The 14705-nt window shown below is 65.9% G+C and carries 15 protein-coding genes; 7 read left to right on the top strand and 8 right to left on the bottom strand.

The features are described 5' to 3' along the window. The first annotated feature begins 68 nt into the window (after positions 1-68). A complete protein-coding gene (locus tag DT069_RS08490; protein WP_425450102.1) occupies positions 69-2204 on the top strand; it encodes a PAS domain S-box protein in 2136 nt (711 codons plus the stop codon). 348 nt (positions 2205-2552) lie between these two features. Here the strand turns inward: DT069_RS08490 and DT069_RS08485 are convergent, their stop codons facing one another. Further along, entirely contained in the window at positions 2553-3404 is an 852-nt protein-coding gene (locus DT069_RS08485; protein WP_119459873.1) for a helix-turn-helix transcriptional regulator, read from the bottom strand. Positions 3405-3518: 114 nt separating this feature from the next. Here DT069_RS08485 and DT069_RS08480 point away from each other — a divergent pair, with 114 nt between their 5' ends. Then, positions 3519-3842, top strand: a complete 324-nt coding sequence (locus DT069_RS08480; protein WP_119459872.1) for a DMT family transporter — start codon at positions 3519-3521, stop codon at positions 3840-3842. Positions 3843-3891: 49 nt separating this feature from the next. Further along, positions 3892-4536, top strand: a complete 645-nt coding sequence (locus DT069_RS08475) for a flavodoxin family protein (RefSeq protein WP_119459871.1) — start codon at positions 3892-3894, stop codon at positions 4534-4536. 302 nt (positions 4537-4838) lie between these two features. Here the strand turns inward: DT069_RS08475 and DT069_RS08470 are convergent, their stop codons facing one another. Then, positions 4839-5756, bottom strand: coding sequence for a LysR substrate-binding domain-containing protein (locus DT069_RS08470; RefSeq protein ID WP_119459870.1), 918 nt, complete (start codon positions 5754-5756; stop codon positions 4839-4841). Between the two features lie 108 nt (positions 5757-5864). Between DT069_RS08470 and DT069_RS08465 the strand changes: the two genes are divergently transcribed. The 3 genes from DT069_RS08465 to DT069_RS08455 all read left to right on the top strand — a co-directional run bounded on the left by DT069_RS08465 (position 5865) and on the right by DT069_RS08455 (position 8268). Further along, entirely contained in the window at positions 5865-6722 is an 858-nt protein-coding gene (locus DT069_RS08465; RefSeq protein ID WP_119459869.1) for an alpha/beta fold hydrolase, read from the top strand. Beyond that, the gene (locus DT069_RS08460) at positions 6719-7780 is read left to right on the top strand and encodes a zinc-binding dehydrogenase (RefSeq protein WP_425450101.1); all 1062 of its coding nucleotides are present in this window, start codon (positions 6719-6721) and stop codon (positions 7778-7780) included. The genes DT069_RS08465 and DT069_RS08460 overlap by 4 nt, the downstream gene beginning before the upstream one ends. Before the next feature lie 107 nt (positions 7781-7887). After that, positions 7888-8268: a VOC family protein gene (locus DT069_RS08455; RefSeq protein ID WP_119459868.1), complete on the top strand. Its 381-nt coding sequence runs from the start codon at positions 7888-7890 to the stop codon at positions 8266-8268. A gap of 15 nt (positions 8269-8283) precedes the next feature. Here DT069_RS08455 and DT069_RS08450 read toward each other — a convergent pair whose 3' ends face one another. The 3 genes from DT069_RS08450 to DT069_RS08440 form a co-directional block, all read right to left on the bottom strand. Beyond that, positions 8284-9078: an ABC transporter ATP-binding protein gene (locus tag DT069_RS08450; protein ID WP_119459867.1), complete on the bottom strand. Its 795-nt coding sequence runs from the start codon at positions 9076-9078 to the stop codon at positions 8284-8286. Beyond that, positions 9075-10001, bottom strand: a complete 927-nt coding sequence (locus DT069_RS08445) for an ABC transporter permease (protein WP_119459866.1) — start codon at positions 9999-10001, stop codon at positions 9075-9077. The genes DT069_RS08450 and DT069_RS08445 overlap by 4 nt, the downstream gene beginning before the upstream one ends. A gap of 94 nt (positions 10002-10095) precedes the next feature. After that, positions 10096-11085, bottom strand: a complete 990-nt coding sequence (locus DT069_RS08440) for an ABC transporter substrate-binding protein (RefSeq protein ID WP_119459865.1) — start codon at positions 11083-11085, stop codon at positions 10096-10098. Between the two features lie 272 nt (positions 11086-11357). On the opposite strand from DT069_RS08440, the gene DT069_RS08435 reads away from it, so the two are divergent. Continuing rightward, positions 11358-12251: a substrate-binding domain-containing protein gene (locus tag DT069_RS08435; RefSeq protein ID WP_425450100.1), complete on the top strand. Its 894-nt coding sequence runs from the start codon at positions 11358-11360 to the stop codon at positions 12249-12251. A 4-nt stretch (positions 12252-12255) separates the two neighbouring features. On the opposite strand, the gene DT069_RS08430 is transcribed toward DT069_RS08435, so the two are convergent. From DT069_RS08430 to DT069_RS08420, 3 genes are read right to left on the bottom strand one after another with little or no spacing between them, the layout of a single operon-like run. Next, entirely contained in the window at positions 12256-13089 is an 834-nt protein-coding gene (locus tag DT069_RS08430; RefSeq protein ID WP_119459864.1) for an ABC transporter substrate-binding protein, read from the bottom strand. Between the two features lie 33 nt (positions 13090-13122). Continuing rightward, positions 13123-13845: an ATP-binding cassette domain-containing protein gene (locus DT069_RS08425; protein ID WP_119459863.1), complete on the bottom strand. Its 723-nt coding sequence runs from the start codon at positions 13843-13845 to the stop codon at positions 13123-13125. Beyond that, a complete protein-coding gene (locus tag DT069_RS08420) occupies positions 13842-14546 on the bottom strand; it encodes an ABC transporter permease (RefSeq protein ID WP_119459862.1) in 705 nt (234 codons plus the stop codon). Before DT069_RS08420 ends, DT069_RS08425 begins: the two co-directional genes overlap by 4 nt. Positions 14547-14705: the final 159 nt, after the last annotated feature.

The following is a 14705-nucleotide window of genomic DNA, read 5'->3' as shown; positions in this document are numbered from 1 at the left end:
GCATCGGGAACGCCGATAGGAGGCCCGTGACTATGTTGGATAACCGTTCAGACGCCGCGGGCGCTGTCATGTGGCACCTCGACGCACAGGAGTATGCCGCCCAGCTCCTGAAGGTGCTTCCCGCCGCAGTCTACGTCTGCGACGCCGAGGGTTTCATCGTCGGTTACAACGATCGGGCCGCCGAACTCTGGGGCCGACGCCCGAAACTCGGTGACCCCGCGCTGCGCTTCTGCGGGTCGCACCGGCTCTACTGGCCCGATGGCCGGCCTCTGCCGCACGACCAGACGCCGATGCGGGATGCACTCGTATCCGGCACAGTGACGAAGGATGGCGAGGTCGTGTTCGAGCGGCCCGACGGCAGCCGCTTTCTGGCGCTGGTGAACATCACACCGCTGCGCGACGCGCAGGGCGACATCGTTGGCGCCGTAAATTGCTTCCAGGACATCACCGAGCGCAAGCGGACCGAAGACGATCTGCGGCGCAGTCGGCAGGATCTCGAAGACTTCTTCGAGAACGGAACAGTCGCGCTGCATTGGGTGGGCTCCGACGGAACCATCCTGCGCGCGAACCAGGCCGAGCTCGATCTGCTCGGCTATACCCTGGACGAATATATCGGCCTCCCCATCGCGGAGGTTCACGCCGACCGCGCCACCATCGATGACATCCTGGCGCGGCTGTCCCGCGGCGAGAGGCTCGACAAGTATCCAGCGCGCCTACGGGCGAAGGATGGGTCGATCCGGCACGTCCTAATCAGCTCGAACGTGCGATTTCAGAATGGCCAGTTCGTGAATACCCGCTGCTTCACTGTGGACGTGACCGAGCGCCGGCAAGCCGAGGCGGCGCTGCGTGAAAGCGAGGCGCGGCTGAGGATGCTGATCGAAGCACTCCCGGCGGCCATCTACACCACAGATAAGGCCGGACGCATCACCGACTACAACGAAGGGGCCGTCCACCTCTGGGGACATCGGCCGGAATTGGGCAGCGGCAAGTGGTGTGGATCCTGGCGCCTGTATTGGCCCGACGGCACGCCGATGCCGCACGACCAATGCCCTATGGCTATTGCGCTGAAGGAGGATCGGCCGATCTATGGTGCGGAGGCCGTGGCCGAAAGGCCCGATGGCAGCCATGTGCCCTTCGCCGCATATCCGATGCCACTGCACGATACTGCAGGCAAGCTCGTGGGCGCGGTCAACATGCTGGTGGATATCACCGAGCGCAAGCGGGCCGAGCAATCTGCGCAACAGCTTGCAGCGATCGTCGAGTCCTCCGATGACGCGATCATAAGCAAAGATCTCAACGGGATCATCGCCACTTGGAACGCGGGCGCCGAGCGACTCTTCGGCTATACGGCGGACGAAGTCATCGGCAAGCCGATCACGATCCTGATTCCACCTGACCGCCATGACGAGGAACCCGAAATTCTCAACCGTATCCGGCGCGGTGAGCGCCTCGATCATTACGAGACCGTTCGCCGACGCAAGGACGGCAGTTTGATCGAGATCTCGCTGACCGTGTCGCCCGTCAGGGGTACCGACGGCCGGGTTACCGGCGCATCAAAAATCGCCCGCGACATCACCGAGCGCAAGCGGGCTGAGGAGCGTCTTCAGCTGCTCGCGCGCGAGGTCGATCATCGGGCGAAGAACATGCTGGCCGTGATCCAATCGATGGTGCACTTGACCCGTGCCGGCACGATCGCCGATTTCGTGAGCGCAATCAACGGTCGCATCGGGGCGTTGGCCCACGCACATTCGCTGCTGTCGCAGAGTCACTGGGAGGGAGCGGACCTGACGTCCTTGGCCGAGGAAGAGCTGGCGCCCTATTGCCGCCCGGAGGATCCGCGCGTGCGCGTTGATGGTCCGAACCTGACGCTCGTGCCGGTGGCCGCACAGTCGATCGCGATGGCGCTTCACGAGCTTGCGACGAACGCGGTCAAGTATGGCGCCTTCACTTCTCCCGGCGGCCATGTCTCCATCCAGTGGTCCCGGCGCGCAGATGGGCGATTGGTCTTACGCTGGACCGAGACGGGTGGTCCGCCGGTTCAAAAGCCGTCTCGTCGCGGCTTTGGTATGGACGTGATCGAGCGCATGGTCCGCGACCAGTTGGAGGGCGCAGTGCAGTTCGCCTGGCGCACAGAAGGGCTGATATGCGAGATCGAGCTTCCGGCGAATGCGATCGCGCATTCGGCCAGGACGGCCGCAGAGTAGCACGTGCAAGCGTGACATGACCGCCCTGCGGAGCGGCACCCGGATGCGACGGAGGTCTGCTTATAGCACGAAGCGGAAGCAGCCACGACGCGATCGGGTCGGCATCTTCTGTCAGGTGGAAAACAGACGTAGCGACGCCATGCTCGCATCCAGCGTTGCGGGCGGAACGCCTTCGTTCGGGCGCGCTAAATTGCGGCAGAAATGCGCTTAACGGCATCTGCGAGCCGGCGCGGCGTTCGCTTTGATGAGATCATCAAGGCTGTGCCTTCATCCATGGAAGGGGCTGACAGGCTGTCCTCACGCCGTCTCCGCAGATTAGCTTGATGGCCCCCTGTCAACCCCGGCCGTTCAGGAAGCGATGGACGTTTCGCCGTTTCCCACCATCGCCTCGAATGCCGGGGTGTTGGGATCCGCCGGCAGCGCCGCATAGACGACGAGGCGGAGATGCCGGTCCTCGTCGACCGTCAGCGTCTCATGCTCGAAACTGACGGGCCCGGCGCCGGCGACATTCAGCCGTCCCAGGCCCTGCGCGCACCCGTCGACGTCCTGACTGCGCCAGCATGCCCGAAAGTCCGGCGAAAGACGCTCCAGCCCGAGAATGAAATCGCCCAGCGCCTCGTCATTGGGTGCGACGGCAAAATCCCGTCGGAAGCTTGCCAGCAGCCGCGGCGCGTCCCTTGTCCAGTCGATGGCGCATCGTCTGAACTCCGGATCGGCGAAGATCATCCAGAGCAGGTTCGGCTCGGCTTTGGCGCTGAACCCGAACAAGAGATCCGCGGCGCGATTCCAGGCGATGACATCCCAGCGCAGGTTGATGACATAGGCCGGCCGCAAGACGAGGTCGTCGATGATCTTCTGCGTCAGCGGAGAGATCGTGCACCATTGGCCGCCATTTGGGGCCGGCGGCCGTTGATGCGCCAGCAGGAAGAGGTGACAGCGGTCCGCGGCGTCGAACTTGAGGACGCGGGCGATACTGTCGAGGAAGCTGGCCGAAACGCTGATCTCGCGGCCCTGTTCGAACCATGTGTACCAGGTGATGCCGACACCGGCGAGCGCTGCGACCTCCTCGCGCCGCAGCCCCTTCGTCCTGCGCCGCCCCCCTGACGGCAGGCCGACATCGGCGGGCGTGAGCCGTTCGCGCCGATGGCGAACGAAGTCGGAAAGCTCGCGGCGGCTTCGATCGAGACTGCGCGGTGGCACGAGACTATTACCTCTAGCAACAGCATAACAAGTCAAATTGTATCACCATAAACAGAGGCCATAAATACCTCTCGGGTATCGGCCCTTCCGGTCCGCAGCACGAGAGGAAAGAGCGTGGCGTATCTGTTTCTGTTCGGCGCGATCCTGTCCGAGGTCGTCGGAGCGATCGCGACACGATTTTCGGCGGGTTTCACCAGGCCTGTTCCAACGGTGATCGCGGTCGTCGGCGTCGTTGGCGCCTATTACCTCCTGTCGCTAGTTCTGGCCCGCGGCATAGGCATCGGGGTTGCCTACGGGATCTGGGCTGCCCTCGGGGTCGCTTTGGTGGCGGTTATCGGGGCGGTTTTCCTCGGCGATAAGCTCAGCGGGATTCAGGTAGCCGGCGTCGTTCTGGTCATTGCCGGGGTGCTGTCCCTGGAACTCGGCGGCGAACATTGACGGGCGCCCGCCCAATTCTCTCTCCGACTATTTTCAGCGAGGATCCATCATGAAGGCTCTTGTCCTGAGTTCCAGCCCCAGACGCGACGGGAATTCGGCGCGCCTGGCCAACGCTGTCGCCATCGGTCTCACCGCGAACGGCCATGAGGCCGAGACGGTCTATCTAACCGATGTCGTCGGCGCCTTCCTCAAGGACTGCCGACAATGCCGCAGGGAGGACGGTACCTGCTCGATCGATGACGGCTACCGGTCCCTGTTCCTCGACCGGTTCCTGGCCGCGGATGGAATCGTCGCGGCAACCCCGGTCTACTGGTACGGAATGGCCGCCCAGCTCAAGGCGTTCTTCGACAGGATGTTCTGCTATGTCGCGGCATCCTACCCGCAGTCGGAGGAGGTCAAACGCCGGATGCAGGGCAAGCGGATCGGCCTCCTGCTCAGTTCGGAAGAAACCTATCCGACCCTATTCACGGGGATCGTGCACCAGCTCCAGGAGTATAGCCGCTATACTCATTCGACCTTCGTCGGCGTCGTCCACGGACAGGGCAACGCCAGGGGTGAGGTCGAGCGTGACCCGCGCGATCCGATCGCGCAGGCCCGGCAGTTCGGACGCGACTTCTTCACCACCTGCTACACCGACTATCAGATCGACACCCCGCGGCCCAGCCGGGTTTGGGAAGACGCGAGCACGCCGTGACTCCGTTTGGCCTTTAGGGTCTGTTTTCAGGGAATAGTGCCGGTCTGCACGAAGGCGTGCAGCACTTCTGGGACGTACATATGGTCGATCGCACCAACATCCGCGCTCACCACGTGCCGCAGATGCCATCAACGGTCAGTACAGCCAAGCCCTGGGCCGTAGTCGCGGCGGATTCGATGGCCGCCACGGCAAGCTGACGGCCAGCTAGCTCGCCTTCGTCCAGCTCGCCTCGATCAGGCTTTGGCTTTGAAAGCAGACTCTAGCCGCCAGTCGGTGTGGCGCTTAGCAATGCCGTCCTCCGGTCATGTCAGGGCATATGTCAAAACTGGCTCGCCGCCCTCCATTCGGGCGGTGGCCCCGTGCGCATGAGGTCCGGTGAGCGGTTCCTTCAGAATGGCGTCGACCAATCCTCGGATCGCGGATGAGCGGCAGCGGTCGCCGCGAAGAACATGAGCAACATCGGGCAGGGCGGGAAAATCGGCTCCCATGGCGGTGATCCAATGCGCATGCGGCACGGCGGTGCGAACGAGGATGCCGATTCCCAGGCCGGCCTCGATAGCGGCGCGAACGCCGGCGAGCGTTGGCGCGCTTACGGCGATATGCGTGTTACGTCCGACACCCGCGAGGGCGGTGAGGGCGATGGGCCGATAGAAGCAGTCGGGGCCGAAGACCACCAGGGGCAGCGGATCCTGCGCGGCAACGGCCGGCCGGGCCGCGACCCAGGCGAGCGGTTCGCGGTTCAGCACCACGTCCTCGTCCAAGACGTCATCGGCACAGGTCTGCAGGATGGCGAGGTCGATCTCACCGGCATTCAGGGCCGCATCGAGCACGCGGCTCTGATCGACACGCAGCGATAGGCGGACCTTGGGATAAGACCGGGCGAAGCCGCCTGCCAGTCGGGCAAGACCGCGTGTGACCAGTTCCTCGGTGACGCCGAGCCGGATCTCCCCGCGCAGGTCCCTGGCGGCCAGCGCGGCAATGGCCGAATCGTGCGCCGCAAGGACCTCCCGCGCATGGCCGAGCAGAACATCGCCCTCGTCGGTCAGGCGGAGGGTCCGTCCGTCCTTTGCGAGCAGGGGACGTCCGATGCGGTCTTCAAGGCGCTTGAGCTTCCAACTGACGGCCGACTGGCTGAGGTTGAGGCGCTCTCCGGCCCTCGTATGGCTCCCGGCATCCACGATCGTGACGAAGGTGCGCAGAGCTTCTATCTCGAGCCGCATGATATCTCCATGACAAAACTTGATGCATTGGCGCAAACAATGTCATTTGCGTCATTAATGGAGTAGTCGCACAGTCTGGGTCCGATCATCAAGCGAGGAGGTGGGGTTGTGGAACGGGAGTTGTTGACGGAGCGCGTCATCATCGACGGGCACCGGATTGCGGCAGGACGGCATCCGGCGGAAGGGGGTGCGAAAGCGGATCTCGTGCTGCTCCACGGAACGCCCTCGCATTCCTTCATCTGGCGCGAGATTGCCCCTCGGCTCGTCGCATCCGGTTTCAACCTGTATCTCTATGACCTCCTCGGCTTCGGGCGCTCGGAACGGCCGGTGGGGGCGGACACGTCGGTTGCCGCGCAAGGGCCGATCCTGTCGGCCATGCTTCGCCATTGGGGTCTCGACCGCCCCCACATCATCGCGCACGACATTGGCGGGGCTATCGGCTTGCGCCATGCGATTCTTGAGCCTGACCCACTCGCGAGCCTGACGGTAATCGATATCTGCAGCTACGATTCCTGGCCGTCCGAAACCTGGAAGTCGATCATCGCCAGCCATATGGACAGCTATGCCTCGATGCCTGCGGCGGCGTTCCGCGACCTGCTCACGCGCCAACTGCGAATGACGGTGCATGATGAGAGCCGGATGGAGGGTGAGGTTCTGGAGGCCTATCTCGCGCCGATCAGCGGCCCGGTCGGGCGACTCAGCTTCTTCCATCACCAAGTTCGGCATTATGACAGCCGCTATACGGAGGAGATCAGCCACAGGCTGGCCGAGATCGCATGCCCCGTTCAGATCATCTGGGGCGCAGAGGACCGTTGGCAGCCGCTGCACTGGGCGAAACGGCTGGCGAAGGATATTCCCGGCGCGCGCCTCGATATCGTGCCCGAGGCGGGGCATTTCCTCATGGAAGACGCACCGGACGCCGTTGTCGAGCATCTCGTGACGTTCCTGCAGACGGTGAAGCCATGAGTCCGCAGCGCTTGCCGAAGACCATGCGCGCGGTCATTCTGAAGGGTGTCGGCGGATTGGATCAGCTTCAGGTCGTCGAGGTCCCCGTGCCTCATCCCGGCCCCGGTGAGGTTCTCGTCAAGGTCGGCGCCTGTGGGTTGAACAACTCGGATGTCATGCTGCGGATCGGTGGCTATGGCCGGGAAGACGATCCCGACGCTTCGACCGGCTGGAAGCGAGAGGCGCCAAGCTTCCCGCGAATCCAGGGCTCCGACATTGCCGGCATTATCGTTGCCGTCGGGTCGGGTATAGACGAGGCGCGGATCGGACACCGCGTCCTGGTCAATCCCACCCTCTATCTGAACGACCCGGAAGATCCGACTGCGGTGGATTATCTCGGCTCGGAACGGGATGGCGGCTATGCCGAATACTGCGCCGTGCCTGCCGGCAGTGCCGTCACCGTCGCAAGCGGGTTGTCCTTCGAGGATTTGGCGACATTTCCGATCGCCTATCTGACCGCGCTGCATATGCTGAACCGGGCGCGCCTTGCGGCTGGCGAGCGTCTCGTGGTCACCGGCGCCTCCGGTGGCGTCGGCTCGGCGATGCTTCAACTTGCGCGGCTGCGCGGCGCGAAAGCCGTCGCGGTCGTCGGGCCGGGCAAGGAGCGGCCGGCGCTGGAGCTCGGTGCGGCGGCAGCCGTCGTTCGGGACGCCGACGACCTTGATGCGGCGCTCCGCGCGGCCGCAGGCGGCGCGGTGGACGTTGTTGCCGATGTGGCGGGCGGTCCGGCGTTCGGCAAGCTTCTCGCCGCATTGCGGCCCGGCGGGCGGTACGTCACCTGCGGGGCCATCGCCGGTCCGGTCGTCCCGCTCGATCTGCGCACCGTCTACCTGAAGCATCTGGAGATTATCGGCTCCTCCTACGGCACGATGTCCGAATTTACGGAGTTAGTTGCGCACATCGAGGCGGGCGGCCTGGCACCGCTGCGCGCCGTGACGTACCCTCTGGAACGGCTTGCAGAGGCACAGGCGGCGTTCCTCGAGAAACGGCACTTCGGCAACATCGTCGTCACGCCTTGACGGTTGGACCGGCGGGGTTCCGGACGGCAGGGAAGGTGATAGGATGTGCGCGCCTGGAAGGGCGGACGAAGAGCTGCCGACGACCAGGTTTCAAAACGGAGGAAGCCATGCACCGAAGCCGGCTCGGCGGGGTGATCATCGATTGCCAGACAGAGGATCTCGAGGGCGCGGCGGCGTTCTGGAGCCGGGCTCTCGGGCTTCCGACCCGGCCGTCGGACAGCCCCGAGGATGTGAATTATGTGCGCTTCGAAACGGCGCCGAACGATCTCGATGTCGAGCTGCAGAAGGTGGATCACCCCAGCCGCGTGCACATCGACATCGAAACGGACGATATAGACGCGGAGGTTCGCCGGCTGGAGGCGCTCGGCGCGAAGCGCGTGGCGCAGATCCGCGACTGGTGGGTGATGGAGGCGCCCACCGGACATCGCTTCTGCGTCGTGACGGTTCAGACCGTGAACTTCGCGGCCGAGGCCAACCGCTGGGAGTGATCGGACGCCGGTGCGTCAGCCCAGCAGCAGGGCGTCGTCGGTGAGGGCTTGGCCGCGCAGGCGGGCGAACTCGGCCAGCAGGTCGGGGACGTCGAGGCCGAGGCGTTCATTGCCGGCGACGTCGAACACGACCCGGCCCTCATGCAGCATCACCGTGCGCTCGCCGAAATCGAGCGCCTGACGCATCGAGTGGGTGACCATCAGCGTCGTCAGCCGATGCTCGGCGACGATCCGGTTCGTCAGCTCCAGCACGAAGTCCGCCGTCTTCGGGTCGAGCGCCGCCGTATGCTCGTCGAGCAGCAGCACCTTCATCGGCCGCAGCGTCGCCATCAGCAGGCTGACCGCCTGCCGCTGTCCGCCGGAGAGCAGCCCCAGCCGGTCACCGAGCCGGTTCTCCAGCCCGAGCCCGAGTTCCCGCAGCCGCGCCCGGAACTCCTCGCGGAGCTCGCGGTCGAGCGCGCGCCGTAGCCCCCGCGACCGGCCGCGCGCCGCCGCCAGCGCCAGGTTCTCCTCGATCGTCAGCGTCTCGCAGGTGCCGACCATCGGGTCCTGGAAGACGCGGGCGACGAGGCCGCTGCGCCGCGGTGCCGGCCAGCGGGTGACGTCGGCGTCGTCGATCACGATGTTGCCCGCGAGCGGTACGACATCTCCGGCGACCGCGTTCAGCAGCGTCGACTTGCCGGCGCCGTTGGAGCCGATCACCGTGAGGAACTGGCCCGCCGGCATGTCGAGATCGAGCCCGCGCAGCGCCGGCGTCTCCATCGGCGTGCCGCGGTGAAAGGTGACGGTCAGATCGCGAACCCGGATCATTGCTGTGCGCCTCCCGGGCTACGCCGGTTGGCGCGTCCCGTGAGGAGGTTCTTGAACGGATTGCGCGCGCCCGGCAGCACCAGCGCGATCGTTACCAGCACCGCCGTCACCAGATTGAGGTCGGAGGCCTGCAGGCCGAGGAAGTCGGCATTGAGGGCGAAGGCCACGGCCAGGCGGTAGAGGATCGATCCGGCGACGCAGGCCAGGCACCAGCCGAGCACGGTCCGCGCGCCGAAGACCGCCTCGCCGACGATCACCGCAGCCAGCCCGACGACGATGGTGCCGGTGCCCAGCGTCACGTCGGCGAAGCCGTTCATCTGGGCGAACAGCGCGCCGGCCAGCCCGACCAGCGCATTGCTGATCGCCATGCCGACATAGGTCGTCTGCTTGGTCTCGACGCCCTGCGCGCGGGCCATGCGCGGGTTGGCGCCCGTCGCCCGCATCGCCAGCCCGTAGTCCGAGGCGAGAAACCGCGCAACCAGCAGGACCGCCGCGATCACCACGACCGCCGCGATCACGGGCTTCAGATAGAGATAGGGCAGGCTCAGCCCCTCGAACGCCGTCAGCACCGTCGGCTCGGTGATGATCGCGACGTTGGGCCGTCCCATGATCCGCAGATTGATCGAATAGAGCGCGATCATCGTGAGGATGCTGGCCAGCAGATGCAGGATGTTGAAGCGGATATTGAGGAAGGCGGTCACCAGCCCGGCCAGCCCGCCGGCGAGGACGGCGGCGGCCGTCGCGAGGAACGGGTCGACGCCGCCGACGATCAGCGTCGCGCAGACCGCGGCGCCCAGCGGGAAGCTGCCGTCGACCGTCAGGTCCGGAAAGTCCAGCACTCGGAACGACAGGAACACGCCGAGCCCGACCAGCCCGAATACCAGCCCGATCTCGATCGCGCCGAGGAAGGCGACGAGACTCATGATTGCTCCGTTTTAACCTCACCCTTCGACAAGCTCAGGGTGAGGCCCTCATGCCGAGCTTGCCGAGGCATGAGGGCCGGCTTGCTTTCCCTAGTTATTCGACGACTTCCTTCGCGCGTTCCATCACGCTCTCGGGAATTGTCACGCCCATCTTCTCGGCCATTTCCGGATTGACGTGGAGCTCGGTGGTCGCGATGCCCTCCACCGGGATCTCGCCCGGATCCTCGCCGTTCAGGACGCGCAGCACGATCTTCCCGGTCTGCCGGCCGACGTCGTAATAGTCGAAGCCCAGCGCGGCCATCGCGCCCCGCGGAACCGAGGCGGTATCGCCGGCATAAATCGGGATCTGGTTCTGAACGCCGATGCGGACCACGGCCTCCAGCGCCGACACGATCGTGTTGTCGGTCGGCACATAGATGGCGTCCACATTGCCGACCAGACTCTGCGCCGCGGCGAGGACGTCCGACGAGCGCGTCGCCGCCGCCTCGACGATTTCCATGTCCCGCTCGGCGGCCTCGGACTTCAGGAGCTCCAGCAAGGTGATCGAGTTCGCCTCGCCGGGGTTGTAGGGCACGCCGATTCGCGTCGCATCCGGCGTGATCTCCCGGATCAGGTCGAGATGCTTGCCGATCGGCGACAGGTCCGTCACCCCAGTGACGTTGCCGCCGGGATGCTCGGCATCTTCGACCAGCTTGGCGCCGACCGGGTCGGTCACCGCGGTGAAGACGACCGGGATGTCCTTGGTCGTCGCCACGACCGCCTGCGCCGAGGGCGTGGCGATCGGGACGATCACGTCCGGGCTCTCGCCGACGAACTTGCGGGCGATCTGCGCCGCGGTGGTCGGGTTGCCCTGCGCGCTCTCATACTCGAAGCGCAGGTTCTCGCCGGGCTTGTAGCCGTTGGCGGCAAGCTCGTCGCGAACGCCGTCGCGGGCGGCGTCGAGCGCGGGATGCTCGACGATCGCGGTCACGGCCACGAAGGCGTCGGCGGCTGCGGCGGGGGTTACGCCCGGGGCGACGCCGGTAATCAGTGCGCCGGCCGCGATTGCGACACCGGCCAGCGCGGCCTTCACTGAAATGGTCATTCGATCCTCCCCGGCGTTCATCGCCAGCAAAGCTGTGTTTTTCTAGAGTGCGATCCGATCAGGTTGACCCAACCTGATCGATGAATCGCCCTCTGCTTCAAATGATTAGAGACTGATTCACCGATCACATCGGTTGGATGTGATCGGATCAGGCTCTAAGGGGCGCCACCATGCCGATGGGCCGTCGTCCGGTCAAGCCGGCTCGCGGCTCTTCGTTTGCCGCCGCCGTCTCCGTTATACTACCGCTCGGACAGGGAGAGGAGCAGGTTCGCTTGACCGAGCTGATGACGACCCGGGAGGTGGCCGATTACCTCCGCATCAAGGAACGGACGATCTATGAACTGGTGCGGACCCGGCAGATTCCCTGTACCCGGCTGACCGGGAAATGGCTGTTCCCGAAGGCGCTGATCGATACCTGGGTGGCGGAGAACTCCGACGTTCCGGGCGAGAGTCCCGCCAAGGCGCCGCCCGTCATCGCCGGCAGCCGCGATCCGCTGCTCGATTGGGCAGCGCGGGAATCCGGGTGCGGCCTGGCGCTGATCGCCGGCGGCAGCCTGGATGGTCTCACGCGGTTCGTCGCCGGCGACGCGCTCGTCGCCGGGCTGCACGTCTATGACCCGGAGAGCGGCGACTTCAACCTGCGGGCGGTGCGTGATGGTGTGCCTGGGGGCGTTCCTGCCCGCGACATCGTTCTGATCGAATGGGCACGGCGCGACCAGGGGCTGATCCTGGCCGCCGGGAACCCGCACGGCGTGCGCGGCGTCGAGGATCTGGCGATGCATCGGCTGCCGGTGATTCGCCGGCAGCCGACGGCGGGAGCCCAGCTCTTGCTCGACCATTTCGTCGCCAAGGCGGGTCTCGGCCCTGATGACCTCGCCTTCATCGACGAGGTTGCCCATACGGGCAACGAATTGGGCCTCGCGATCCTCGAGGGCCGGGCTGCGGTGGGGCTTGGGCTGCGCGCGGTGGCGCGCCAGCTCAAGCTCGATTTCCTGCCCCTGATCACGGAGCGGTTCGACCTGCTGCTGCACCGGCGCGACTTCTTCGAGCCGCCGTTCCAGACGCTGCTTGCCTTCTGCCGCGGCGCCGCCTTCGAAGCGCGGGCCGCGGCGATGGGCGGCTACGACGTCTCGGAACTTGGCCGCGTCCGGTTCAACGGGCCGTGAACGACTACGATCCTGCCCGATAATCCGGGAAGAAGAGCTGCTGGCCGTTGAGCTTATAGTCGGCGATCGCCTCCTGGCCCTCCGGCGAAATGATCCAGTCGATGAATTTCTGTCCTGCCTCGGCCTTCACATGCGGATGCTTCTCCGGATTGACGAGAATCACGCCGTAGGGGTTGAACAAGCGCTTGTCGCCCTCGACGAGGATTTCGAGGTCGCCCTTGTTCTCGAAGCTGATCCAGGTGGCGCGATCGGTGAGGGCGTAGGCCTCCATCCCGGCGGCGGTGTTGAGCGTGGCCCCCATGCCGGAGCCGGTCTCCCGATACCAGCTTCCGCTGGCGGCTGCGACATCGGTGCCGGCCTGCTTCCACAGGCCCAGTTCCTTCTTGTGCGTACCGCTGTCGTCGCCGCGCGAGGCGAAGGGTGCTCGCGATTCGGCGATCTTGTCCAGCGCTGCGACGGCATCGCTCATTCCGGCGATTCGGGCCGGATCGCTCCGTGGCCCGACGATCACGAAATCATTGTACATGACGTCGTACCGCTCGACGCCGAAGCCCTCGGCGACGAACTTCTCTTCCGAGGGCTTGTGGTGAACGAACAGGACGTCGGCGTCGCCGCGCTTGGCCAGGTCGATCGCCTGCCCGGTGCCGACCGCGACCACCCGGACGTCGACGCCGGTCTCCTCCTCGAACTTCGGCAGGAGGTTGTCGAACAATCCCGAGTTCTCGGTCGAGGTGGTCGAGGCGACGGTGATGAACTCATCGGCCGCCAGCACCGGCGGCGCCGCGAGCATTGCGGCGACTGTGAGCCCGGCCAGTGTTCTCAGGGGTCCTTTGAGCATTCCCTTCTCCTTAGCTGACGCTTTCCTTGTCGTTCACCACAGCAGCCGGCCTTCGACGAAGGCGGCGGCCGGCTCGCTGCGTGGCCCGGCGAAGAACCGCTTGGCGGAGTCCTGCTCGATCAGGCGGCCTTGATGCAGGAACAGGACCTCGTCGCCCAGACGCCGGGCCTGCCCCAGATCGTGGGTCGTCATGACGATCTTGGTCCCCGCCCGATGGATGGCGTCGACGATCTCTTCCACCGCGCGGGTCGCCGCCGGGTCGAGGCTGGCGGTCGGCTCGTCGAGGAACAGGACCTCGGGCCGTGTCGCCCAGGCGCGGGCGAGCGCCAGCCGCTGCTGCTCGCCGCCGGAGAGCGCGCGCGCCGGCTGGTGGGCGAGGGCCGTGAGACCGGTCCTCTCCAAGGCCTGCGCGACCCGCTCCGCGCGGTCGCCGCGCGGCAGCCGCCGGAGCTTGAGCGCATAGTCGATGTTCGCCGCCGCCGAGCGCCGCAGCATGACCGGCCGCTGGAACACCATCGCCTGCCGGCGGCGCGCTGCCGTCGCGGCGGGGCCTTGCCACTCGACCCGGCCGGCGCTCGGCTGCAGCAGGCCATGGCAGATCCGCAGAAGCAGGCTCTTCCCGGCGCCGTTCGGGCCGAGAATCAGCGTGCGCGGTCCGGCGGTCAGGGCCGTCGAAATCGAATCGAGCAGGCGCTTCCCCGCCGCGTCATAGCAGACGCTGTCGAGCCGGAGCGGCAGGATGGTGGCGCCCTTCATTGCTGACTCCGCCGCGCCAGATCCTGCGCCAGGAAGGCCGCGGCATTGATGGTCAGGGACAGGGCGATCAGAATGATCCCGAGGCCGAGGGCGAGCGGCAGGTCGCCCTTGCTGGTCTCCAGCGCGATCGTCGTCGTCATTACCCGGGTGACGTGATCGATGTTGCCGCCGACGATCATCACGGCGCCGACCTCGGCGCTCGCCCGGCCGAAGCCGGCGAGAATCGCCGTCACCAGGCTGAACCGGCCGTCCCACAGCAGGGTCCCGATCGCGCGGGCGGGCGTGGTGCCGAGCGAGCGGAGCTGCTCCTCATATTCGGCCCACAGGTCCTCGACCACCTGCCGGGCGATCGCGGCGATGATCGGCGTCACCAGCACGACCTGCGCGATCACCATGGCGGTCGGCGTGAAGAGAAGGCCCAGGACGCCGAGCGGCCCCGCCCGCGACAGCATCAGATAGACCACGAGCCCGACGACGACCGGCGGCAGTCCCATCAGGGCGCTCAGCAGGACGGCGGCCGCGCGGCGGCCGGGAAAGCGGACCAGGGCGACGGCCGCGCCGAGCGGCAGCCCCAGCAGCGCCGCAATGGCGACCGCCGTGAGGCTGACCTGCAGCGACAGCGCGACGATCTCGGCGAGATCCGCGTCCCAGGTCAGGATCAGTGCCGCGGCACGCTCGAAGGCTGCGGCGAACTCGAACATCCGTGACGATCCTTTCGCCTCGAGTCTGTCTCGAAGGAATCATGCAAAATTGCGCAAAATTGTGCATTCGCTCCATATTACCGCCGAGATGGTGATTTCATGCAAGAAAAAATCAGACCAAACACCTCTCATTGTCATTGCCGGATCAAGTCCGAGGAC

This window comes from Virgifigura deserti, from assembly GCA_003576685.1.
In the GTDB taxonomy this organism is placed as follows: Bacteria; Pseudomonadota; Alphaproteobacteria; order Dongiales; family Dongiaceae; genus Virgifigura; species Virgifigura deserti.
This window is presented reverse-complemented; position numbering and strand designations above follow the sequence as displayed.